Source organism: Arthrobacter oryzae (assembly GCF_037911235.1).
GTDB classification, from domain to species: Bacteria; Actinomycetota; Actinomycetes; order Actinomycetales; family Micrococcaceae; genus Arthrobacter; species Arthrobacter oryzae_E.
The window spans coordinates 14,999-34,640 of the sequence record NZ_JBBLYW010000038.1; the positions used below are offsets into that span (position 1 = coordinate 14,999).

Genomic DNA, 19,642 nt, shown 5'->3' on the forward strand with positions numbered 1-19,642 from the left:
AATGGAATCGCTAGTCATCCCCGTCCTGATCCTGCTGCTTGCGGGAGCTGCCGTCCTGCTCATGGCCCGCGCCTTGGGACGGCGAACTGCCGGCGCCCGGGCTTCCACCGCCAAGGCGGACAGCGCAAGGACCTCCACCGCGACGGCAGGCGGCACCGCACTTCCCGGAGATCCCGCGGAACGCGCCCGTGCCGCCGCAGCCAAGCTCACCGAAGACCAGCACCGGCGCCTTTACGCCCTCATCGCCCAAGGTCAGGCCATGGCGGCCATCAAGCTGTACTACGAAGCCTCTGGCGACGGCCTGCGGGCCTCCCGCGACGCCGTCGGTGCCCTGGCCGCCCATCCTCAGCCGTTCCACTCAGCGGCCCCTGAGGCGGCGGAGCCCGACGACGACGACACCCCCCAGCGCTTCCCCTACCGCTACCGCGCCATTGCCAGCAAGGGCGATGTCACCCGGGAAGTCAGCAGCAACATGCTGAACGACGAAATTTACGGCCGGATCCGCACTCTGGCCAGGAGCGGAGACACCGAGGCGGCAGCAACGGCGCTGACGCGCCACTCTGACATTTCCATGAAGCAGGCCAGGGAGTTCATCGCCCTGCTCGACGACTGAGCCCCCCTGGGCCGTGGTACCGGTGCGGCTCAGAAATCAAAGAGCTCGCCGAGCCAGCCTTCCTTCTTTTTGGGCCGACGGCGGTCGTCATGGCGGCGGTCATCATAGCGGGGCTGATCGTACCGGGGCCGGTCCCGACGGTCGTCATAGCGTCGATCGTCCGGCCGCCTGTCATCCCGGCGCGGGTCCAGGTTGCTGTACAACGGCGGCGGGATAAGCCCGGGACCGGCAGGGGCGGCCGGCGCAGCGGGAGAAACCGGTGTACTCGGACCCGCAAGCTCGGCGGCGCGGTCTATGATCTTGTCCAGCTCGCCGCGGTCAAGCCACACGCCCCGGCACTGCGGACAGTAGTCGATCTCCACTCCACTGCGCTCACTCATTACCAGGTCTATTGAATCCACAGGACATTTCATGTCCCGCTCAACGACCGGAACCCTGGAATAGTTCGGCTCACACCGGACGGCTCCCGGGGAGCTGGCGCCAAAGCCTAGCGGCCGCCTGAGATCCCCGCCAGGAGCTGCTCAAACGGCAGGGACTCGGCGGCCTGCTGCGCGCGCCGCGGCTGAGCGGCCATGACGAGTCCGGCGAACTCATCCGCTGCCCGGTCGATCCGCACCGAAAGGGGCGATCCGCCGTCGTCCGCGCTGCCCCAGTCCTGGGGACCGGCGAAGACGCCCGTGGCGGCCGTGCGCGTCCGCAGGTAGCTGAAGAGGGGGCGCATCGCATAGTCCAGTACCATCTGGTGGCGGTCGGTGCCCCCGGTTGCGCCAAGGAGGACAGCTTTGCCCTCGAGCGACTTCGGATCCAGGACGTCGAAGAAGGACTTGAAGAGGCCGCTGTAGGAGGCGCTGAAAACCGGGGTGACGGCAATGATGCCATCCGAGTCGGCCACGCCGGCAATCACCTCGGCCAGCCGTGGCGCCGCGTATCCGGTAACGAAATTGTTGGCAATGTCCACGGCAAGGTCACGGAGTTCCACCACGTCCACGGCCACTGAATAGCCGGCGGCGGCCAGCCGGCGTTCAACGGAGGCAGCGAGTTGATCGGCCAGCAGCCTGCTCGACGACGGTACGCCAAGTCCGGCGGAGAGAACGGTTATGCGGCGGGTTTCCACGGTGTGCTCCTGAAGGTCAGCGGTCTAATCCAGAGTATATGCGTTTGCATCTATCGACTAAACCGGCTGGCCGTCATGTTTATTCCGCGCCACCGGAACACTGCCGAGTTGGGCCTGCTGACAAGCGCAGCGGTGTCTGCCAGACTGCCGTCATGGCTGAAAACAAGACCCAGGCAACCGACGCCTCCGTGGAGGACTTCCTTGACGGCGTGGAGAACCCCGCACGCCAGCGCGACGGCCTGAGACTGCTGGCCCTTATGAAGGAAAACACCGGCGAAGTGCCCGTGATGTGGGGGCCCGGCATCGTGGGATTCGGCAGCTACCACTACCGGTACGAGAGCGGCCGCGAGGGGGACACGGTGGCCGTAGGTTTCTCCCCGCGGAAGGGGAGCCTTTCACTGTACGGACTCACGTATGCGCCGGAGGCCGCGGAACTGCTGCCGCGACTGGGCAAGCACAAGGTCGGGGCTGGATGCCTCTACATCAACAAGCTGGAAGACGTGGATGAAGCGGTCCTGGCCGAACTCATCCGGGCGGGCCACCGGCACTCCACCACCGTGATGCACCAGGACTAGCCCCGGGACAAAGCAGGCCTTAAGAACAAAGGCCCCCGCGTCCGGTTCCCAAGGGAATCCGAATGCGGGGGCCTTCAGCAGTTCAGGACTGCGTAGCGCTCTGGCAAAAAGCCGGAAGGACTACTTGCCTGCGACTACGTCGAGTTCGATCACAGCGGCAACGTCGTCGTGCAGACGGACGTTGGCCTGGTAGGAACCAACCGACTTGATGTGTGCCGGCAGTTCAACCTTGCGCTTGTCGATGCGGCCGAGGCCAGCGGCCTCAACAGCGTCGGCTACGTCGGCCTGCTTGACGGTGCCGAACAGGCGCCCGGTCTCGCCAGCCTTGACAACGAGCTTGACCGGCTTGGCGGAGAGTGCAGCAGCCTGCTTCTGAGCGTCTTCCAGGGAAGCGTGCTCGCGGGCAACGCGGGCAGCCTTGATGGACTCAACCTGCTTCTCGCCACCCTTGGACCAGGTCAGAGCGAAACCGCGGGGCAGCAGGAAGTTACGTGCGTAACCGTCCTTGACCTCGACAACGTCGCCAGCAGCACCGAGACCGGTGACTTCGTGGGTCAGAATGAGCTTTGCCATTTTAGTTAATCCCTTCCTTAGCCGCGGCCAGCGCCGGAGTAAGGCAGCAGGGCAACTTCGCGGGCGTTCTTGATTGCCTGTGCGATTTTGCGCTGTTCCTGCACCGTGACGCCAGTGACGCGACGGGCGCGGATCTTTCCGCGGTCGGAGATGAACTTGCGCAGCAATGCTACGTCCTTGTAGTCGATGACGGTGATGTCAGCGGCCTTCAAGGGGTTGGACTTTGGTTTGGGCTTACGGAGTTCAGCCTTAGCCATCGTGGAGCTCCTATTCTAGGGAGCCCGTGGATATTGATCCACGGGATGGTGGTGGTTCGACGGCGGCACTCATCGGGAGCCGTGAGGCATCCCGGCAGGTTCCGGCGCCGGACCTGAATTATTGGTTAGAAGGGAGGTTCGGAATCCGGGCCGTTGCCCCAGCCGCCGCCTGAATTACTGACACCGGGCGTTGCCCAGGGGTCTTCCTGCGCTGCGGGCTGGTTGCCGCCCCAGTTTCCTCCGGTGTTGCCGCCCTGGTTTGCACCCTGGCCGCCACCGAATCCACCGCCGCTGTTGCCGCCGCCGAAGCCACCCTGACCACCCTGACCGCCGGAGCGCTGGGTGCGGTTGACCTTGGCGTTGGCGTAGCGCAGGCTCGGGCCGATTTCATCGACTTCGAGCTCAATAACGGTGCGCTTCTCGCCTTCTTTGGTTTCGTAGGAACGGCTCTTCAAACGGCCGGAAACGATAACCCGCATGCCCTTCGTGAGGGATTCTGCGACGTTTTCGGCTGCTTCACGCCACACCGAAGCGCGGAGGAACAGGGTTTCCCCGTCCTTCCACTCATTCGACTGGCGATCGAAGGTGCGGGGCGTAGAAGCGATGGTGAAATTCGCTACTGCCGAACCTGACGGTGTGAACCTCAGTTCGGGGTCATTGGTGAGATTACCGATGACCGTAATAGTGGTTTCGCCTGCCATCTACTGCCTCCTTGTTCGTTCCTGCGGGGTAAAGATTGAATGCACGGAGCTGAAATTACTCAGCAACGACCTTCTGCTCTTCGGGGCGGGTGATCTTGGTGCGCATGATGGTCTCGTTGAGACTCAGCTGGCGGTCAAGTTCCTTGGCGGTGTCCGGCTTGGCGGTGAAGTTCACCACGGCGTAGATACCTTCAGACTTCTTCTTGATCTCGTAAGCCAGTCGACGACGGCCCCAGATGTCAACCTTTTCGATGGTTCCACCATCGTTGGTGATGACGTTCAGGAACTTCTGAAGCGACGGCTCAACGGTACGCTCTTCGACCTCGGGGTCGATGATTACCATCAATTCGTAAGGACGCATATGTGAACCCACCTCCTTTGGGCTAAGCGGTTACGGCATTTCCGTAACAGGAGGTTCATTTGCGGTGCCGTGCCCATCCGGTCTCCCAAAACGGAGGCAGGACGCAGCACAGACTTCAATATCTTAGTGCATTTAGGCCGGTTTCGGCGATTCGGGACCCTTTCAGGCTAGTCCGGGCCCGGCGGCGCGGGGAATTGCCCAGGGCGCTTATGTGGAAAAGCGGCGAATCACCCTGCCCGGGCCCTTGAAGTGGCTAGAGTATCGACACATGGACACCCGCCCTCTGCCCCCCGTGGTCAGACGCAGCCGCCTGCGGTTCTTCGCAATGTTCGGCGCCGGCCTGGCGGTGGCCGCCGCCACCGGGTTGACCGGGCACTGGGTGGAGGCGCCTGCCGCCGGGTGGAGCAGCGCAGCCCTGGTTTACGTTGCCTGGGTGTGGCTCGTGGTGGGCAGGCTCGGCCCCGCCGAAACCCACGTCCACGCGGTCTCGGAGGACCCCTCCCGCAGCACCACCGACCTGATGATCCTGGTGGCCAACGTCGCCAGCCTCGCCGCAGTTGCCGCCGTCGTGTTCGACTCCCACCGGTCGGGGGCCGGCTCCCGGCTTGGCGGCGGATTCCTGGCCCTGGCATGCGTCGCGTTGTCCTGGATGCTGGTGCAGACGCTCTTCACCCTGCGGTACGCCGAGCTGTACTACAACACGGGGGATCGCGGCGGAGGAGAGGTTGGCGGCATCGATTTCAACCAGGAACGGCCCCCGCAGTACACGGACTTCGCCTACCTCGCCACAAGCCTTGGCATGACCTACCAGGTCTCCGACACGAATCTGCAGAACCATCTCATCCGGGCCGAAGCCCTCAAGCACAGCCTGCTTTCCTACCTCTTTGGCACCGTCATCCTCGCCGCCACGATCAACCTGGTGATCGGACTCGCCTAACGGTTCCTTGACCGGCAGGACCCCGAAGAGGACGATGTCAAAAGTACCGGTCTCACCTCGGCGACGTTAGGGGTAGGCCATGGGAAAAAACACTCGTCGCAAGACGCTGCGTGCCGGCGGAGTCGGACTCGGCCTCATCATGGGATCGGCCCTGATCGGTTCAGGGCTGTCTGTCGTGTGGAACCCGGCGCAATCAACCCCGGCTGAAGCCGCCGAGGCCGCGGCCGGCCCGGTTCAACTGCGCCAGGTGGACGGTGGGGCCGATTATTTTTCGAAGTACCCCAACTCGCTGCCTTCCGATCCCTCCTACTTCCCCATCGGCGTCTGGCTGGAAAGCCTCATCGAACCCACTGACGCGCCGAAGGACCGTCTCGTCGGGATCAATCTTTATGTGGACCTGACCAGCACTTCGGACGCTGCGCATGCCACGAAGGAGGGAATGCGCGCCTTGACCAGCGGCGCGTCTGCGAATGCCGCCGGGCGGGTGCTCTCAGATGAGCCGGATATGTGGGCGGGCCCCGGCGATGCTGCGTGGACAGGCAATTGGCCGGGAATCGGCCCGATCTGCACGCCGGAAAACCAGGGCTGCGGCTATACAGTCCAGCGCGAGCTCAGGAAGACTGTGCCGGCCGGAGCACTGGTTTATACCAACTACGGCAAGGGCGTCACGTTCTGGGAAACCAACGAGCAGGCCGCTGTGTTCGTTAATGAATTCCAGGACGTGGTGTCGGCCGATAACTACTGGTTCACTGACCCCAATATCTGCGGTCCCTCCGAGGGCGGCGCCGTTTTCGCGGCCGGAGCCCAGCTGGCGCCGGAAAAATGCAGGCTGGCAGCGAACTACGGCTGGACAGTCGACCGGGTCCGGTCCCTCGTAATGCCGGCGGCCAGCAAGCCGGTCTGGTCATTCGTTGAAGTCGGCCATCCGTTCACCGAAGCTGACGCTCCAACGATTTCCGGGCCGGAAATACGCGCGGCCGTGTGGAGCAGCCTTATCCACGGTGCTCGCGGCATCGTGTACTTCAACCACAACTTTGGCGGCGACTGCCAGTCCCAGCATGTACTGAGGGACCCCTGCGGGGATGCGGTCAGGCCGTGGGTGACGGAAGTGAACGGACAGATTGCCCGGCTGGCACCGGTACTCAACGCGCCGTTCCTGGACAACGCTTTGTCCCACGGCGAAGGCGTGGACGCTGCGGTGAAAGTCCACGGCGGATCGCTGTACGTCCTTGCCGGCTCGGCGCAGGCAGGGCAGCAGGATGCTCTGTTCCAGCTGCCCTGCCTGGGGGGCACTGACGCCGCCGTGACTGTCCTGGACGAAAACCGCACCGTGGCTATGACAAGCGGCGCCTTCAGCGACCACTTTGCCGACGGCAATGCCGTCCATCTTTACCGGGTCGATGGAGCCGAGGCGTCCTGCGTCAAGTAGCGGGCGGCCCCTGACCCGGCATGCACCGGGACCCGACTGGCCGCCTGACCTGAATCACGCCGGGCTATGCCGCCGTCCGGAAGAAGAGTTCGGTCACGCGGGACAGCCGGAACGGGTCCTCCACGCCGCACAGTTCGCGGGCCGAGTGCATCGACAGCAGCGGCACACCCACGTCCACGGTCCTGATTCCCAGGCGTGTCGCCGTTAGCGGCCCGATGGTGGACCCGCACGGCATCACGTTGTTGGAGACGAACTCCTGGTAGGGAATCCCCGCCTCGCCGCACAGCCGTGCCCAGAAGGCGGCTCCCGGCGCATCAGTCGCGTAGCGCTGGTTGGCGTTGATCTTGAGCAAGGGGCCGCCGTTGAGGACCGGCCGGTTGACGGGGTCGTGGCGCTCGGCGTAGTTCGGGTGCACCGCATGGCCTGCGTCGGCAGAGACACAGAACGACGCCGCCAGGGCCTGGCGCCGCTGGCTCACCGACGCGCCGAGGCCGTCCGAGATGCGCACCAGGACGTCCTCAAGGAGGGGTCCGCAGGCGCCTGAACGCGAGTTGGAACCGATCTCCTCATGATCGAAGGCCGCGAGCACGGCGATCGGCGCGCCGTCCGCCTGCTCCCCGGCCTCTCCGTGTGCGATGAGCGCGGCCAGGCCGGCATGGGTGGCGGACAGGTTGTCCAGCCGCCCGGAGGCAAAAAACTCACCCTTGGCCCCGAAAACCGCACCCGGCTGCGTGTCCGCCACAACGACTTCGTACCCGCCGATCTGCGCAGGATCAACCGGTGCGGAGCCGGGGGCCGCTGCGGTGGCCCGCTCGGCCAGCAGCGCAAGGAGGTCCACATCTGCCGGATCGCCGAGCCCGAAGACGGGATTCATGTGCTGCTGCTTGTCCAGCGCCAAGCCCTCGTTAACCGCCCGGTCCAGGTGAATGGCTAGCTGCGGGAACCGCAACAACGGCCCGGTGGAGGTCAGGCACTGCGTGCCGTCCAGCATCACCAGCCGTCCTGCCAGCTGAAGTTCCCGGTCCAGCCAAGAGTTGAGGAGCGGGCCTCCGTAAACTTCCACGCCTGCCTGGAGCCACCCAAACTTTCCCGTGGTGGGCTTGGGCTTGAGCTTGAACGACGGCGAGTCGGTGTGTGCCCCCAGGATGTTGAACGCCGTGGCGGGGCCGGCTGTCGCCGGCGTCACCCAGGCAATCAAGGCGCCGTCGCGGGCCACGTAGAACCGTCCTGCCGTCCCGGAACCCTTGCCGGAACCGGCCGGCCACGCCGCCAGTTCATCCAGGCCCGTGAAGCCTGCCTCGTCCAGCCGCCTCGCGGCTTCGTGCACTGCGTGGAAGCTCGACGGCGACGCGCTGACGTACGCGCCCAGGTCCTGGATGTGGTCTGCGGCACTGGTGTGGGAAGGCATGGCTCCGAGTCTAGCCGCGCGACGGCGGGCCGCGTGTACGCGTCTGTCCCTGGTGCACTGCAGCTACACGGTGACGTTGAGTCCCGCCGTGTAGCCGCCGGCAACTGAGCCGGACATGGTGGCCAGTTGGTAGATACCGCCGTCGTCGCCGAAGACGTTATCCGAGGTGAGGGTGGTGTTGGGAAAGTTCCGGGCGCTGGACTCGTAGCCCGCCGTGGCATAGACCTCGTTGCAGGTTGCCTCCGTCAGGGCAATCTGGGACACCGCCAGGACCTGGCCTGCCGCCGTGGCATTGCTCATCGACTCGAAGACCTCGAAGTGGATGTGCGGCCAGCGGCCGTTGTATGCGCCGGGAAAGATGGTGGTGAACGTGACCTGCCCGTTGGCATCAGCCTCCTGGACGCCGCGGAGGAAGTTCTCGTTTTCAAGGCCGGCGTCATACATCGAGTACTTGCCGTCGCGGTCGCAGTGCCAGGCGTAGACGGCGGCCCCGGCGAGGGGTTTGCAGCCGTTGGTGTTATCCAGGAGCGTCAGGGTGACCGTCAGCGGGACCCCTTCGGCCCTGGTGGTGGAAGCCCCGAAGCTGGCGGTGATGTCCTGCCGGACCACGCCGGACGCCTCCAGGACGTTCGGACCGTTGGAACCGTCGCCCGGATAGGGCCCCGCTGTTTCCCGCGGAATTTCCACGCCGCATTCCGCGATGGCGCGGGTCAGTGTGGGTGACGCCGAGGGCGTAGCGGATGCCGACGCCGTGGTGGTGGCCGAACTGCCGGCGGACGCTGTTGCCGGGGCGGAACCCGAGCCGGACCCGCCCGGAGTGCAGGCTGCGAGGGCCGCTGCCGCCGTGCCGGCACCGAAGAACAGGCCCAGGGAACGCCTGCTCATCAAGGTGGAGAGGTCGAATTCGAGGCCGCGGTCGTGGTTGGGGTGGGGTTCGTGCGGCGGCTGCGGTGAAGTAGTCATTAACCCATGGAACCGTGAGGGGCTATGCCGCGTATAGGCCCTTCCTGTGAGCCGGCTGTGCGACCGCCGACGCCGCAGGTGTTTGTCCTTTAACCGGATAAATTCCAATGCTGCAGCAAACCACCAGCGAAATCCGGCGGACGGGGGGAAATATCCGGGGACTTTGGGCCCTGTTGCATGTTCCGGAGATGGGTATCTACTGGAGGTTCAGCCAGGGCTGCAGCGGAGCCGCCCTGTTGCTGAACCGCTTGCCGCCCCGCCCCCGCCCCCACCGCTAGCCAGCAAACCGCCTTGCCAAGAGACAACCAGGAGAGAGCCATGTCCGGTGCGTTGAAATGGTCCCCGTTCGAATCGGCGCGATGGCCGTCTGCCCAGGAAGAAGGGGGCGGCAGGAGTCCGTCGCAGTTCGCCGGTGCAAACGGGCGGCCCTTTGAACCCGCCGACAGGACGGTCCCCGTCCTCGTCGAGGAGGTCAGCGTCGACGAGTACGTCGACCAGGAGGCACTAGTGGTCCGGGCCCAGCTGCCCGGAGCGGATCCGGACAGGGACATTGAGGTCTTCGTGGCCGGAGGCGTCCTGCATATCCGGGGGCGGAGGGATGAGTCGGGCGGCCACGCCGGGGGCAATGGAACACGCCTTCATTCCGGGGCGCGGTACCGCCCGTTCGCCCGCAATCTCCCGTTACCGGAGGGGGTCACCGACGCCGACATCAAGGTGACTTTCAGGGACGGCGTTTTGGAAGTGAGGACGCCGCTGCCCGCAGTACCCGGCACGGCTGCTGCGGAGAAACGGCTCCCCATCAGCCGCGACTAGCTGCGGCTCCAGCACCAACAGCATCACCAACAGCCGGGCAACCGGGAAAGAGGCAACAGACACATGGAACGGCTTCCCCAATGGAACTGAAATCACAGTGGCACCGGCTTGATCACGCCACCCGCCGATGGCTCATGGACAATCCCGGTTGCGTCGTGCTGCCCAGAACGATCTCTACGATCGTTGCCAGGGTTGCGGACGAGCCGGTGGTCCGCGACCAGCACGGCGCAATCCAGCTCAGCGCGGAAGACGTCAGCTTCATTCGCACCAGGGTCCACGGCTCGTCGGACTCCGCAACCGGGGAGCACCGTTTCTTCGACAGCGTCCAGCCGGGCAACGCGGATCCACATAGCGCGGAGTCCGGCCACCTCGACTGAGGGTGGCCGGACTCCGGTTCAGGGCGGGGCTGTGCCCGCCCGTGCCGGGCTAACGCCTGTGCGTTACGACGCCGGACCGGTACCAACGCCGGCCGTTTCCGGCGCTGCTTCTTCCGTGCGGGTGCCGCCGGCGCCGCGATCCTTGCGGTACCGCCAGACGCCGACGCCCACCACCACAGCGGCGAGTCCCAGGGAGAGCAGCAGTGATTCCCGGGTTGACTCCAGGATCACCATGCCGATCAGCAGGGCGACGATGCTGGCAATTGACACCCAGGTCAGGTAGGGGAAAAGCCACATCTTGAGGGCAAGGTCCTTGGCGGCCGCACCCATGCGCCGGCGGAGGATCAGCTGCGAGGCAGCGATGACCAGCCAGACGAACAGAGCGATGGCACCCGAGGTGTTCACGAGGAAAAGGAACACCGTGTCCGGCGCAATGTAGTTCAGGCCCACCGTGATGAAGCCCACCACAGTGGAGGCCAGTACGGCAGCGGCCGGCACACCACGCTTGGAGATCCTCGTCCACGCCCGGGGTGCGTCCCCGCGGCGGGAGAGTGAGAACAGCATGCGGCTGGCCGTGTAGAGCCCCGAGTTCAGGCAGGACAGCACCGAAGTCAGCACCACAATGTCCATGATGGTGCCAGCGCCGGGGATGCCGAAGAGTTCGATCACGGCCACATACGGGCTCTTGGCCACAGAGGCGGAGTTCCACGGCAGCAGGGTGACCACAATGGCAATGGAGCCGATGTAAAACACCAGGATGCGCCAGACAGTGGACTTTACGGCCTTCTTGACGGCGTCCACCGGGTTCTCGGATTCGCCTGCCGCGATGGTGGCGATTTCGGCGCCGAAGAAGGAGAAGACCACCACAAGGATGCCGGCCAGGACCGCCCCGGGGCCGTTGGGGAGGAATCCGCCGTTGTTGACCAGGTTGTCCAGCCCGGGTGCCGGAACTCCCGGAATCAGGCCCAGGATGGCGGCCGCACCGAAGAGCAGGAACAAAACAATGGCAGCCACTTTGATGGAGGCGAACCAGAACTCGAATTCCCCGTACGACTTCACCGAGCCCAGGTTGGTCAGCGTCAGCAGGACCATAAGTATCAGCGCCCAAACCCACTGGTCGATGCCCGGGACCCAGCGGTGCATGATGGCAGCACCTGCGGTTGCTTCGATTCCGAGAACGATGATCCAGAACCACGCATAGAGCCAGCCGATGCTGAATCCGGCCCAGCGTCCCAGAGCTTTGTCCGCGTACGTGGAGAAGGAACCGGTTTCAGGGTTGGCTGCAGCCATTTCGCCGAGCATCCGCATCACCAGGATCACCACTATTCCGGCGGCCATGTAGGCGAGCAGGATTCCCGGACCGGCCTGCTGGATGGCGGCTCCGGAACCCACAAAGAGTCCGGCGCCGATCACGCCGGCAATGGCGATCATGGAGAGGTGCCTTGGTTTCAGGGACTTGGAAAGCTGTTGGTCAGCGTGCATGGAAGCGCCGTCCTTAGTTGAGGGTGCGGGCCCCGGACGGACACGGATTACCGTGTGTCAGGCCACATTTCTTTTTCACCCTAGACCGGATGCCGGGCGGCAGATCTTGTGCAGTCGAACATTTTGACGTGGACGCAAAAGGAGCATCCCACAATGAACGCCATCAATAGGCAACGGAAGTTATTTTCAGTGCAACTTTGAAATGTGCTCGAAATCTACCTCCGGGTAGCTAATAGTCCGGATTGCTGGGCACCACCAGGCCCGTCTCGTAGGCGTAGACCACGGCCTGCACCCTGTCCCTGAGATGCAGCTTCGCGAGGATCCGGCGCACGTGCGTTTTGACGGTTGCCTCGGAGAGGAAGAACCGGTGGGCGATCTCGGCGTTGGACAGCCCTTCGGCCATGGCCCCCAGCATTTCCGTTTCGCGCGGCGTCAGGGCCTCCAGCAGGGGGTCCCCCTGCTGTTCCTCGCCATACGGGTGACTGCCCCGGCCCCCTCCGGGTGCGGAAGCCCCCGTCCGCTGCCCGGGCACTGCCGAGGCGCGGTCCCCGCGGACATACGCTTCCAGCAGGCGGCGCGTGACGCGGGGAGCCACCACGGCATCACCGCTGGCCACCACACGCACGGCACTCACCAGCTCGGCCGGTGCCACGTCCTTGAGCAAAAATGCCGAAGCTCCCGCCTGCAGCCCGGCAAAGGCGTATTCATCGAGGTCGAAGGTGGTCAGGATGATCACCTTCGCGCGGGACCCTGAAGAAGTCACGGCCCGGGTGGCCTCGATTCCGTCCAGGACCGGCATCCGGACATCCATCAGCACCACGTCGGGGTTCACTTCCCGGACCTGCCGGATTGCTTCCGCCCCGTCGGAGGCCTCGCCCACTATACGAAGGTCGTCCTCGCCCTCAAGGATCAGCCGGAAGCCCATCCGCAACAAAGGCTGATCGTCCACCAGCAGGACGTTGATCGGTGCATTGCCGTTCATGTTTTTCCTTGGTCCCCATTCCAATTCAGTACCGCGCTGACGCGCCATCCGCCACCGGCAGCACGTCCGGCTTCCACCGTACCGCCGTAAATCCCCGCACGTTCGCGCATGCCGGTCAGGCCCTGTCCGGACCCCGCCGGCCTTGACCCGCCGGCGGCTGCCTCAGGTCCGCCCGCCGGACCGGTGCCCACGGTGCCCTTGCCGTCGTCGAGCACTTCAATGGTGACCGTACCGTCAGCGCGGACCATGCTCACGTCCACCCGGCCCAGCGCCCGGCCGTAGCGGAGGACGTTCGTGAGCGACTCCTGCACGATCCGGTAGACGGTCAGCTGGAAGGCTGCGTCCTCGGGCAGCGCGGGCCCGGTGTGCGAGTAGTGCAGCGGCAACCCCGCGGTGCGGAAGCCGTCAAGGAGCTTGGCCAGGCTGTTTCCGGCGCTCAGGGGCTGACGGGGCGCCAGGCCTGCCGGTGATTCGTCGCGGAGGACACCCAGCACCCGGCGCATGTCCGCCAAAGCCGTTCGTCCGGTACGGGAAAGTTCCCCGAGGACCTCCGCGGCGCGGTCAGGACTCTTCCTGACCACCACTGCGGCACCGTCGGACAAGGTGAGCATCACCGTCAGGGAGTGGGCAACGACGTCGTGCATCTCCCTGGCGATCCGGTTGCGTTCGGTGACCGAACCCAGCTCTGCGGTGCGGGCGGCCCAGGCGGCGATTTCCTGTTCATGTTCCCGGCGCTGCCGGACGGAGATGCCGATTCCGGTGGCGATGATGTTGGACAGCGTGATGGTGATGCCGGCAACGATTCCAAAGACCAGCTGCGAATTCTCCGGTGCGGCGGGACCTCCGTTGGGAAGGGCACGTTCCAGCGGACCCACGAGGGTCAGGAAGTACAGCAGGGACAGCGGCGTGTTGGACAATGCCAGCGCAGTGATGGAGAACCTGCGGGACCGCTGCACTGCCAGCGCATAGAGGGCGAACCACAGGCCCGCGGAAACATTGGAGCCCCAGGGATGCAGGAGCGTAATGCCCACTTCCAGGACTGCTACGGCGGCGACGACGGCCACCGGGTGGAACCGGCGGAAGACAAGCGCCGCGGCGACAGCGGCGAGCAGCGTGACCGCAGCCCAGCCGCCGTCGAGCACGGCATCCACGGCGGTGGGCGTGACGAGGAGCAGGTAGCACAGCCCCACCACCGCATCCATGACCCGGGGGCGCCGGTGGAGGTACCTGCGGAGGCGTCCCCGCCGCCGGTCGGCGAGTTCGGCAAAGGACGCATCAACCCGGGCCGAGGCTGACGCGTCCTTTGCGGGTGGTCCGTCATGCATGTGCTGAGCCTAGACTGCGGTCCGGCCGCCCCGCCCGCTCAAACGTCCCGCTTCTTCAACAGGATCATGGCCAGCACTGCCGGAACCACCACCCATGCACCAAGCACCAGCGCCGCCTGCCATGCCTCAAGCGTTCCCTCCACATGTTCGACGGCGGTCAGCGGGGTCACGGTATTGCCGGGAAGATACTTGCGGGCTTCCTCGAAGAATTCGCCGGGGATCAGCTGGAAGGCGATCGGCGCCACAAAGAACAGGCCCACCAGGCTCATGATCCCGCCCGCGGAATTACGGATGATGCTGCCCAGGGACATGCCGATGGAGGCCACCGCCGCCACATAGAGGCTATTGACCACCAGGAGTTTGACGGACTGGGAGCTGGCCAGGTCCAGGCTGAGGCCGTAGTTGTCCAGGATCGGGACGGACACCAGGCCCGCCAGCAGGATGGAAACGCCGGTCAGGATGAAGGACACCACCACCACCACGAGGAACTTCGCCACGAAGGCCGGAATCCTCTTGGGCACGGCCGCGAACGTGGAACGCGCCATACCGGTGGTGAACTCGGAGCTCATCAGCAGCACGCCCAGGGACCCGAGAATCAGCTGTGCGAAGGCGATGCCGGACGTGGGTGCGCTGACCGCGATGTCACCGCCCTGGGCCGCCATTTGGGCTGCGGCTTCCGGGTCGGCGGCCATCTCCTCGCGGAACTGGCCGGTGGACCATGCCGCCAAGGCGCCGAAGCCCACCAGCACCAGCATGGTGGACGCCAGCAGGATCAGCGTGGACAGCAGGGTGCGGAACTTGATGAATTCCGAGTGCAGCACGCGCAGGAAGCTCGGGCCGGGGCCCAGTGCGGCCGGACTGCCGGCGGAGCGGGCGGCCTCCCCGGAAGGACCGCCGGCCTGGGGTGCCGCGCCGCCCTCCGCCCTGCGGCCCGAAGGGTTGGGTTCCAAAGTTGTTGAACTCATGGCTTACTTGCCTCCGGTCTGGTTGGGAACGGGGGCTCCCGTGGTGATCAGCGAGTGGTATTCGACCTCATCCTTGGTCAGCTCCATGTAAGCCTCCTCGAGGCTGGCCTGGAGCGGGGTGAGTTCGTAGATCATGATGTGGTTCTCAAGCGCGGTACGGGCGATCTGCCGCGGATCCAAGCCCTTGACCTCCAGCAGTTCGTGCTCCTGGGCCTCCACCGAAACTCCGGTTCCGGCAAGGCGGCGCATGAGCTGGTCCGGCTGGTCGGTGCGGACGCGGGTGCGGATCGCGCCCTTCCCGGTGATGATCTCCTCAATCGGGGCGTCCGCGATGATCTTCCCGCGGCCAATCACGATCAGGTGGTCCGCCGTCACGGCCATTTCGCTCATCAGGTGGCTGGACAGGAAGACAGTCCGCCCTTCCGAGGCCAGGTACTTCACCAGGTTGCGGACCCACACCACACCCTCCGGGTCCAGCCCGTTCACCGGCTCGTCCAGGATGACGGTCTGCGGGTCGCCCAGCAGTGCCGCGGCAATTCCCAGCCGCTGCCCCATGCCGAGCGAAAAGCCCTTGACCTTCTTCTTCGCGACATCTGCCAGGCCCGTCATCTCGATGACCTCGTTGACGCGCTTTTTAGGAATGCTGTGCGTGGCAGCCATGGCCAGCAGGTGGTTGTAGGCCGAACGGCCGGTGTGGACGGCCTTTGCGTCCAGGAGGGCGCCCACTTCACGCAGCGGCGCCGCGTGCTTGGTGAACGGGACTCCGTTGACGGTGACCGAGCCCGACGTCGGGGCGTCCAGCCCCATGATCATCCTCATCGTGGTGGATTTGCCGGCTCCGTTGGGGCCCAGGAAGCCGGTGACCCGGCCCGCTTGGACCGTGAAGTCCACTCCGCCCACGGCGGTCTTGTCGCCGTAGACCTTGGACAGGCCTCTTGCTTCAATCATGGAAGCGTCCTTTGCATAGCTGTGGATGCGGTGACGGCTTCTGCTCGCCGCAGATCCGTTCGTACCACCCACGCTACAGACGCAAGGTCCGCATTTCGCCGGTCTCAGGGATGATTCAGGGTGGAATCAGGGTAGTCCCAAGGGATGACCGACGCTGGCGTGCCGGCGACGTTCATGAAGGCTGCGGGGTGTAGTAGGTCAGGGCGCCGGGCAGCACCGAGAATTCAACGCGGCGCACTCCCGATAAGGCTTCGCCGTCCACGGCAAGTGCCATGGGCGGCCCTGCCGCTTCCACGGTTACGGTGGTCGATTCGCTCAAATGCGTGATTCTGGACGTGGCCACCGTGCCTGTCAGCACGGACCACAGCAGCCGGAGCCTCGCAAAGGACTCATCGGCAGTGATCATCCGCAGGTCCAGGACGCCGTCGTCCATCACCGGGCGCAACAGCGGTGCATGGTCGCGGGGGTAGTAGCGGCCCCGGCCAACGTAGAGGATCCACAGTTTGTGGCGTACGCCGTTCACAGCCATGGTGGTGGGTCTGCCGGCCGCGAAGGTCCGGAACATTGCCGCCACGCCGGCGAGCGGTTTGCCGAGCGCCGGCTGCAGCTGCTCCCGCCGGCGGACCAGGTTTGGATAGAGGCCGATGCTTGCCGTGTTGAGCATGATCCGTTCCAGCTTTTCAGGGCTTTCAGCGAGGCCCCGCTCAACGCGGACGTATCCCACGTCCGCCCGCGCCGCCTCGCCGGCCGAAGCAGCCTCCACGGCATCCTCAAGGGTGGACGTTCCGGCGTCGCGGGCAAAGTGGTTCAGCGTTCCGCCGGGCAGCACGAGCAAGGGGAGGGAAAGTTCGACGGCGACAGCGGCGGCCGTTCCCACCGTTCCGTCGCCGCCCCACACCCCCAGCGCGGCCACGCCGGGACGGCCGGCGACCGCCCTGATCTCAGCGGCGACGTCACCTTCCTCGTCAATCTCCTGTACATACGCCAATGGGAATACATCCTGCAGCGCCTTTATGGTCTCAGGCGCGTACGACCCGCCCAGGGTGTTGACGGCAATGCTTAGTCCTTCGCCTCCGGGCAGCTTGGCCGCGCGAGTTGCCGTGCGGGTGGTCGCCGGGAAGGGCGGGCGGACGGGCCACCACTTGCGCGTGATCATGGCCGCGCCGGCCCCGATCGCTGAACCGAACAGCACATCCGTCGGCCAGTGGGCGCCGGTATGGACGCGGGAGTACGCAACGCCGGCTGCGAGCGGGGCCAGGGCGGCGCCGATCGCAGGCTGGACCAGCCCGACGCCCACGGCAAAGGCGGCTGCCGACGCGGAGTGGCCCGACGGCATCGACGAGCTGGTGGGCTGCGGATTGACGAACCTGAACACGGGAAGATGCTCGGGCAAGGGCCGTGCCCGTGGCAGGAGGGTTTTAAACACCATGTTGGTGACTGCCGAGGCCACGCCCTGGGCAATCAGTCCATGGAGGGCCGCGCGCCGGGGCTTACCGGGAATGAGGGCCAGCCCTCCGGCCACCGCGAACCACAGCTTTCCATGGTTCGCCGCCGCGGAAAGCCGGCGGAACAGCACATCATGGTTTCCGCCGGGCAGGCCGGATACGGCTTTGAGTAAGGTCCGGTCCAGCCCGGCCACCAGGCCGGGGCCTTTCCTCAGCATCCTTCGCATTTCCCTACCCTACCGCCGCCGGGCGGGATGGCCGGGGTGGACGGCAGGGATGGATAGCAGGGGTGGTGCGTGCCGGATTCTACTCGTTGCGGAGCGGTGCACCCGGCAGCGGCTTCGCCGCCCCGGCGAGCAGGAGGGCCAGCAGGATGGGCGCCATGATGGCGAGCAGCGCCAGATGGATGCCGGTGAGGTCGCCCAGGTAGCCGAGCAGTGGCGGGCCGGCCAGGAAGGAGATGTAGCCCAGCGTGGACACCACCGAAACCCGGGCCGCGGCCTTCTTCGGGTCGTCCGCAGCGGCGGACATGCCCATCGGGAAGGCCAGTGCTGCTCCAATGCCCCACAGGGCGGCACCCGCCGTGGCCAGCCATACGTTGCCGGCGAGGACAAAGAGGCCAAGGCCCGCGGCGGCTGCTGCCATGCTGGCGCGCAGCACGGCAACGCGGCCGTACTTGTCAATGACGAAACCGCCGCAGAACCGCATGGCCGTCATGGCCAGGACAAAGACCGCGAACATCAGTGCGCCCGTGGATTCGCTGGTGCCCAGGCCGTCCACGGAAGCTTTGGCGATCCAGTCGTTGCCGGCACCTTCGGTCAGGGTGGCACCGAGGACCACGACGCCGATCAGCAGCGTGCGGCTGTCCCGCCAGGCGGACTCGCCCTTCGGTGCCGCGGCTTCCCCGGGGGAATGAACCTCGGCGGCGATGTGCGGCAGGAAGTACCGGGGAGCCACCATGGTGAGCACGGCCACGACGGCGGCAATGACCAACAGGTGGGCGGGCAGTCCCACGCCCAGGCCGGAGAGGCCGGCGCCGATCAGGGCGCCTACAAAAGCGCCGCCGCTGAAAGCCGCGTGGAACTGCGGCATGATGGTGCGCTTAAGCCGGTGCTCGACGTCGGCCCCTTCGATGTTCTGCGAAACGTCCCACAAGCCGATGCCGATGCCGAAAAAGAACAGCGCCACGGCGGTCCCGGGCACCGACCCGGCCGTCAGCGAGAGGGCAATGCCCACCCCTGCCAGGGCGGCCAGCAGTCCGCTGGCGCGGACCGTGTTGGCGGTTCCGATGCGTCCCACCACCCACCCGGCAGTGGGGAGTGCGATCAGCGAACCCACGGCCGTGCAAAGGAGCAGCGTTCCCATCTGTCCGGAGGTCACATGCAGGATTTCGGTGACGGCGGGGATGCGGGCGGCCCAGCTGGCAAACACCAGTCCGTTAATCCCGAAGATCAGGAACGTGGCGGCGGCCGCGGCGTTCAGCTTCTGTGAGGAGACGGCGATGCTCATACATTCACTACTTTCACTGAGTGTTTTTCAAGTTGTGCGAGTTCCTGCGCGCTGAAGGACCTGTCCGTGACGATGACGTCCACGGTGTCCAGCCTAGCCACCAGCGCCACGGCGGCGGCGTTCCATTTGGAGCCTGCGCAGGCGGCGATGACCCGGCCGGCCGATTCGAGCCCGGCGCGTTTTACGGCGGCATCGTCGAGGTCGTGCGCCAGCAGTCCGTCTTTGGCGTTTAGTGCGCAGGGTGTCACCACTGCGGTGTCAAAGCGGAGGGAGCGGATGTTGGCCTCGGCCAGCGGACCCCGGAAGCACAGCTCGCCCGGGATGAGGCTCCCGCCCGGCACCAGCACGGCAGGGTGGTGCCCGGCCGGACCTTCGGCGGTCAACGCATTGAGGGCGGGCAGCGACATGGGCATGAGTGTCAGGTCGCGTTGCCGCAGCTGCCGGGCGATTTCCGTGGCTGTGGTGCCGCTGTCCAGCCAGACGTGTTCCCGGTCCTGCAACAGGCCCGCCACGCCGGCGGCGATCCGGACTTTAATATGCTGCTCTTCCAGCTCCCGCTGCCCGTACCCGGGATTCTCGCCGCGGAGGACCAGGCTTTTGGCCCCGCCGTGAACGCGGCGCAGGACCCCGTGGACGGCCAGGGTATCCAGGTCACGGCGGATCGTGGCGCCGGATGCCCCGCACTGAGCCATCAGCTCGTCAACGCTCACCTCTTCGCGGCTCCGCAGCAGCTCACCGATCAACCGGTGGCGCTCTTCAGTCCTCATGTTCAAATGCTAGCCCGAAATGATCATTTAATCAGAATGGATGATCGTTTCCACGGATTCCGCCCACCCGCTACCAACGCTCCCTCACTTCCTGGGGG

The 19,642-nt window shown here is 65.6% G+C and carries 22 protein-coding genes; 6 read left to right on the plus strand and 16 right to left on the minus strand.

The genetic code is table 11. The annotated features are described in order from the left end of the window. Position 1: 1 nt before the first annotated feature. Positions 2-613, plus strand: a complete 612-nt coding sequence (locus tag WMN78_RS11295) for a hypothetical protein (RefSeq protein ID WP_340533817.1) — start codon at positions 2-4, stop codon at positions 611-613. Between the two features lie 29 nt (positions 614-642). Here WMN78_RS11295 and WMN78_RS11300 read toward each other — a convergent pair whose 3' ends face one another. Both WMN78_RS11300 and WMN78_RS11305 read right to left on the minus strand, forming a co-directional pair. Continuing rightward, on the minus strand, positions 643-1,026 hold the full coding sequence (locus tag WMN78_RS11300; RefSeq protein ID WP_340533818.1) for a zf-TFIIB domain-containing protein: 384 nt from the start codon (positions 1,024-1,026) through the stop codon (positions 643-645). A gap of 74 nt (positions 1,027-1,100) precedes the next feature. Further along, positions 1,101-1,727, minus strand: a complete 627-nt coding sequence (locus WMN78_RS11305) for an FMN reductase (RefSeq protein ID WP_340533819.1) — start codon at positions 1,725-1,727, stop codon at positions 1,101-1,103. 152 nt (positions 1,728-1,879) lie between these two features. On the opposite strand from WMN78_RS11305, the gene WMN78_RS11310 reads away from it, so the two are divergent. Further along, positions 1,880-2,302 carry a DUF1801 domain-containing protein gene (locus WMN78_RS11310; RefSeq protein WP_340533820.1) on the plus strand — a complete coding sequence of 141 codons (423 nt, stop codon included), beginning with the start codon at positions 1,880-1,882 and terminating at the stop codon, positions 2,300-2,302. A gap of 120 nt (positions 2,303-2,422) precedes the next feature. Here WMN78_RS11310 and rplI read toward each other — a convergent pair whose 3' ends face one another. From rplI to rpsF, 4 genes are all read right to left on the minus strand, one after another. Further along, positions 2,423-2,875: a 50S ribosomal protein L9 gene (rplI, locus tag WMN78_RS11315; RefSeq protein ID WP_340533821.1), complete on the minus strand. Its 453-nt coding sequence runs from the start codon at positions 2,873-2,875 to the stop codon at positions 2,423-2,425. Between the two features lie 17 nt (positions 2,876-2,892). After that, positions 2,893-3,132 (minus strand): 30S ribosomal protein S18, encoded by a 240-nt coding sequence (gene rpsR, locus WMN78_RS11320; RefSeq protein ID WP_003800144.1) that lies wholly within the window; start codon positions 3,130-3,132, stop codon positions 2,893-2,895. A gap of 125 nt (positions 3,133-3,257) precedes the next feature. Continuing rightward, positions 3,258-3,833 (minus strand): single-stranded DNA-binding protein, encoded by a 576-nt coding sequence (locus WMN78_RS11325; RefSeq protein WP_340533822.1) that lies wholly within the window; start codon positions 3,831-3,833, stop codon positions 3,258-3,260. A gap of 55 nt (positions 3,834-3,888) precedes the next feature. Further along, complete coding sequence (rpsF, locus tag WMN78_RS11330; protein WP_011693941.1) at positions 3,889-4,194, minus strand: 30S ribosomal protein S6; 306 nt, start codon at positions 4,192-4,194, stop codon at positions 3,889-3,891. Between the two features lie 268 nt (positions 4,195-4,462). Between rpsF and WMN78_RS11335 the strand changes: the two genes are divergently transcribed. Together WMN78_RS11335 and WMN78_RS11340 are read left to right on the plus strand one after the other, a co-directional pair. Beyond that, positions 4,463-5,131, plus strand: coding sequence for a DUF1345 domain-containing protein (locus tag WMN78_RS11335; RefSeq protein WP_340533823.1), 669 nt, complete (start codon positions 4,463-4,465; stop codon positions 5,129-5,131). Between the two features lie 79 nt (positions 5,132-5,210). After that, positions 5,211-6,560, plus strand: coding sequence for a hypothetical protein (locus WMN78_RS11340; protein WP_340533824.1), 1,350 nt, complete (start codon positions 5,211-5,213; stop codon positions 6,558-6,560). Positions 6,561-6,624: 64 nt separating this feature from the next. On the opposite strand, the gene WMN78_RS11345 is transcribed toward WMN78_RS11340, so the two are convergent. Beyond that, complete coding sequence (locus WMN78_RS11345; protein ID WP_340533825.1) at positions 6,625-7,968, minus strand: M18 family aminopeptidase; 1,344 nt, start codon at positions 7,966-7,968, stop codon at positions 6,625-6,627. A gap of 63 nt (positions 7,969-8,031) precedes the next feature. Then, positions 8,032-8,931 carry an intradiol ring-cleavage dioxygenase gene (locus tag WMN78_RS11350; protein WP_340533826.1) on the minus strand — a complete coding sequence of 300 codons (900 nt, stop codon included), beginning with the start codon at positions 8,929-8,931 and terminating at the stop codon, positions 8,032-8,034. Between the two features lie 318 nt (positions 8,932-9,249). On the opposite strand from WMN78_RS11350, the gene WMN78_RS11355 reads away from it, so the two are divergent. Both WMN78_RS11355 and WMN78_RS11360 read left to right on the plus strand, forming a co-directional pair. Continuing rightward, positions 9,250-9,744 (plus strand): Hsp20/alpha crystallin family protein, encoded by a 495-nt coding sequence (locus tag WMN78_RS11355; RefSeq protein ID WP_340533827.1) that lies wholly within the window; start codon positions 9,250-9,252, stop codon positions 9,742-9,744. Positions 9,745-9,824: 80 nt separating this feature from the next. After that, positions 9,825-10,121: a hypothetical protein gene (locus WMN78_RS11360; RefSeq protein WP_340533828.1), complete on the plus strand. Its 297-nt coding sequence runs from the start codon at positions 9,825-9,827 to the stop codon at positions 10,119-10,121. A 63-nt stretch (positions 10,122-10,184) separates the two neighbouring features. Here the strand turns inward: WMN78_RS11360 and WMN78_RS11365 are convergent, their stop codons facing one another. The 8 genes from WMN78_RS11365 to WMN78_RS11400 all read right to left on the minus strand — a co-directional run bounded on the left by WMN78_RS11365 (position 10,185) and on the right by WMN78_RS11400 (position 19,544). Next, positions 10,185-11,603 carry an amino acid permease gene (locus WMN78_RS11365; protein ID WP_340533829.1) on the minus strand — a complete coding sequence of 473 codons (1,419 nt, stop codon included), beginning with the start codon at positions 11,601-11,603 and terminating at the stop codon, positions 10,185-10,187. Between the two features lie 229 nt (positions 11,604-11,832). Then, positions 11,833-12,585 (minus strand): response regulator transcription factor, encoded by a 753-nt coding sequence (locus tag WMN78_RS11370; RefSeq protein ID WP_340533830.1) that lies wholly within the window; start codon positions 12,583-12,585, stop codon positions 11,833-11,835. Further along, on the minus strand, positions 12,582-13,910 hold the full coding sequence (locus WMN78_RS11375) for a sensor histidine kinase (RefSeq protein WP_340533831.1): 1,329 nt from the start codon (positions 13,908-13,910) through the stop codon (positions 12,582-12,584). The genes WMN78_RS11370 and WMN78_RS11375 overlap by 4 nt, the downstream gene beginning before the upstream one ends. 38 nt (positions 13,911-13,948) lie before the next feature. Then, entirely contained in the window at positions 13,949-14,875 is a 927-nt protein-coding gene (locus WMN78_RS11380) for an ABC transporter permease (RefSeq protein WP_340533832.1), read from the minus strand. 3 nt (positions 14,876-14,878) lie between these two features. Beyond that, positions 14,879-15,823 carry an ABC transporter ATP-binding protein gene (locus WMN78_RS11385; RefSeq protein WP_340533833.1) on the minus strand — a complete coding sequence of 315 codons (945 nt, stop codon included), beginning with the start codon at positions 15,821-15,823 and terminating at the stop codon, positions 14,879-14,881. Positions 15,824-15,995: 172 nt separating this feature from the next. Then, complete coding sequence (locus WMN78_RS11390) at positions 15,996-17,495, minus strand: bifunctional phosphatase PAP2/diacylglycerol kinase family protein (RefSeq protein WP_340533834.1); 1,500 nt, start codon at positions 17,493-17,495, stop codon at positions 15,996-15,998. Between the two features lie 79 nt (positions 17,496-17,574). Continuing rightward, complete coding sequence (locus WMN78_RS11395) at positions 17,575-18,777, minus strand: MFS transporter (protein ID WP_340533835.1); 1,203 nt, start codon at positions 18,775-18,777, stop codon at positions 17,575-17,577. Next, on the minus strand, positions 18,774-19,544 hold the full coding sequence (locus WMN78_RS11400) for a DeoR/GlpR family DNA-binding transcription regulator (RefSeq protein ID WP_340533836.1): 771 nt from the start codon (positions 19,542-19,544) through the stop codon (positions 18,774-18,776). The genes WMN78_RS11395 and WMN78_RS11400 overlap by 4 nt, the downstream gene beginning before the upstream one ends. Positions 19,545-19,642: the final 98 nt, after the last annotated feature.

Coding starts and splice junctions, on each gene's coding strand:
- WMN78_RS11380 (WP_340533832.1), bottom strand. CDS start 14,875: ATGAGTTCAACAACTTTGGAACCCAACCCTTCGGGCCGCAGGGCGGAG.
- WMN78_RS11395 (WP_340533835.1), bottom strand. CDS start 18,777: ATGAGCATCGCCGTCTCCTCACAGAAGCTGAACGCCGCGGCCGCCGCC.
- WMN78_RS11335 (WP_340533823.1), top strand. CDS start 4,463: ATGGACACCCGCCCTCTGCCCCCCGTGGTCAGACGCAGCCGCCTGCGG.
- WMN78_RS11400 (WP_340533836.1), bottom strand. CDS start 19,544: ATGAGGACTGAAGAGCGCCACCGGTTGATCGGTGAGCTGCTGCGGAGC.
- WMN78_RS11365 (WP_340533829.1), bottom strand. CDS start 11,603: ATGCACGCTGACCAACAGCTTTCCAAGTCCCTGAAACCAAGGCACCTC.
- rpsF (WP_011693941.1), bottom strand. CDS start 4,194: ATGCGTCCTTACGAATTGATGGTAATCATCGACCCCGAGGTCGAAGAG.
- WMN78_RS11355 (WP_340533827.1), top strand. CDS start 9,250: ATGTCCGGTGCGTTGAAATGGTCCCCGTTCGAATCGGCGCGATGGCCG.
- WMN78_RS11375 (WP_340533831.1), bottom strand. CDS start 13,910: ATGCATGACGGACCACCCGCAAAGGACGCGTCAGCCTCGGCCCGGGTT.
- WMN78_RS11300 (WP_340533818.1), bottom strand. CDS start 1,026: ATGAAATGTCCTGTGGATTCAATAGACCTGGTAATGAGTGAGCGCAGT.
- WMN78_RS11310 (WP_340533820.1), top strand. CDS start 1,880: ATGGCTGAAAACAAGACCCAGGCAACCGACGCCTCCGTGGAGGACTTC.
- WMN78_RS11385 (WP_340533833.1), bottom strand. CDS start 15,823: ATGATTGAAGCAAGAGGCCTGTCCAAGGTCTACGGCGACAAGACCGCC.
- WMN78_RS11345 (WP_340533825.1), bottom strand. CDS start 7,968: ATGCCTTCCCACACCAGTGCCGCAGACCACATCCAGGACCTGGGCGCG.
- rpsR (WP_003800144.1), bottom strand. CDS start 3,132: ATGGCTAAGGCTGAACTCCGTAAGCCCAAACCAAAGTCCAACCCCTTG.
- WMN78_RS11325 (WP_340533822.1), bottom strand. CDS start 3,833: ATGGCAGGCGAAACCACTATTACGGTCATCGGTAATCTCACCAATGAC.
- WMN78_RS11360 (WP_340533828.1), top strand. CDS start 9,825: ATGGAACTGAAATCACAGTGGCACCGGCTTGATCACGCCACCCGCCGA.
- WMN78_RS11295 (WP_340533817.1), top strand. CDS start 2: ATGGAATCGCTAGTCATCCCCGTCCTGATCCTGCTGCTTGCGGGAGCT.
- WMN78_RS11390 (WP_340533834.1), bottom strand. CDS start 17,495: ATGCGAAGGATGCTGAGGAAAGGCCCCGGCCTGGTGGCCGGGCTGGAC.
- WMN78_RS11340 (WP_340533824.1), top strand. CDS start 5,211: ATGGGAAAAAACACTCGTCGCAAGACGCTGCGTGCCGGCGGAGTCGGA.
- rplI (WP_340533821.1), bottom strand. CDS start 2,875: ATGGCAAAGCTCATTCTGACCCACGAAGTCACCGGTCTCGGTGCTGCT.
- WMN78_RS11350 (WP_340533826.1), bottom strand. CDS start 8,931: ATGACTACTTCACCGCAGCCGCCGCACGAACCCCACCCCAACCACGAC.
- WMN78_RS11370 (WP_340533830.1), bottom strand. CDS start 12,585: ATGAACGGCAATGCACCGATCAACGTCCTGCTGGTGGACGATCAGCCT.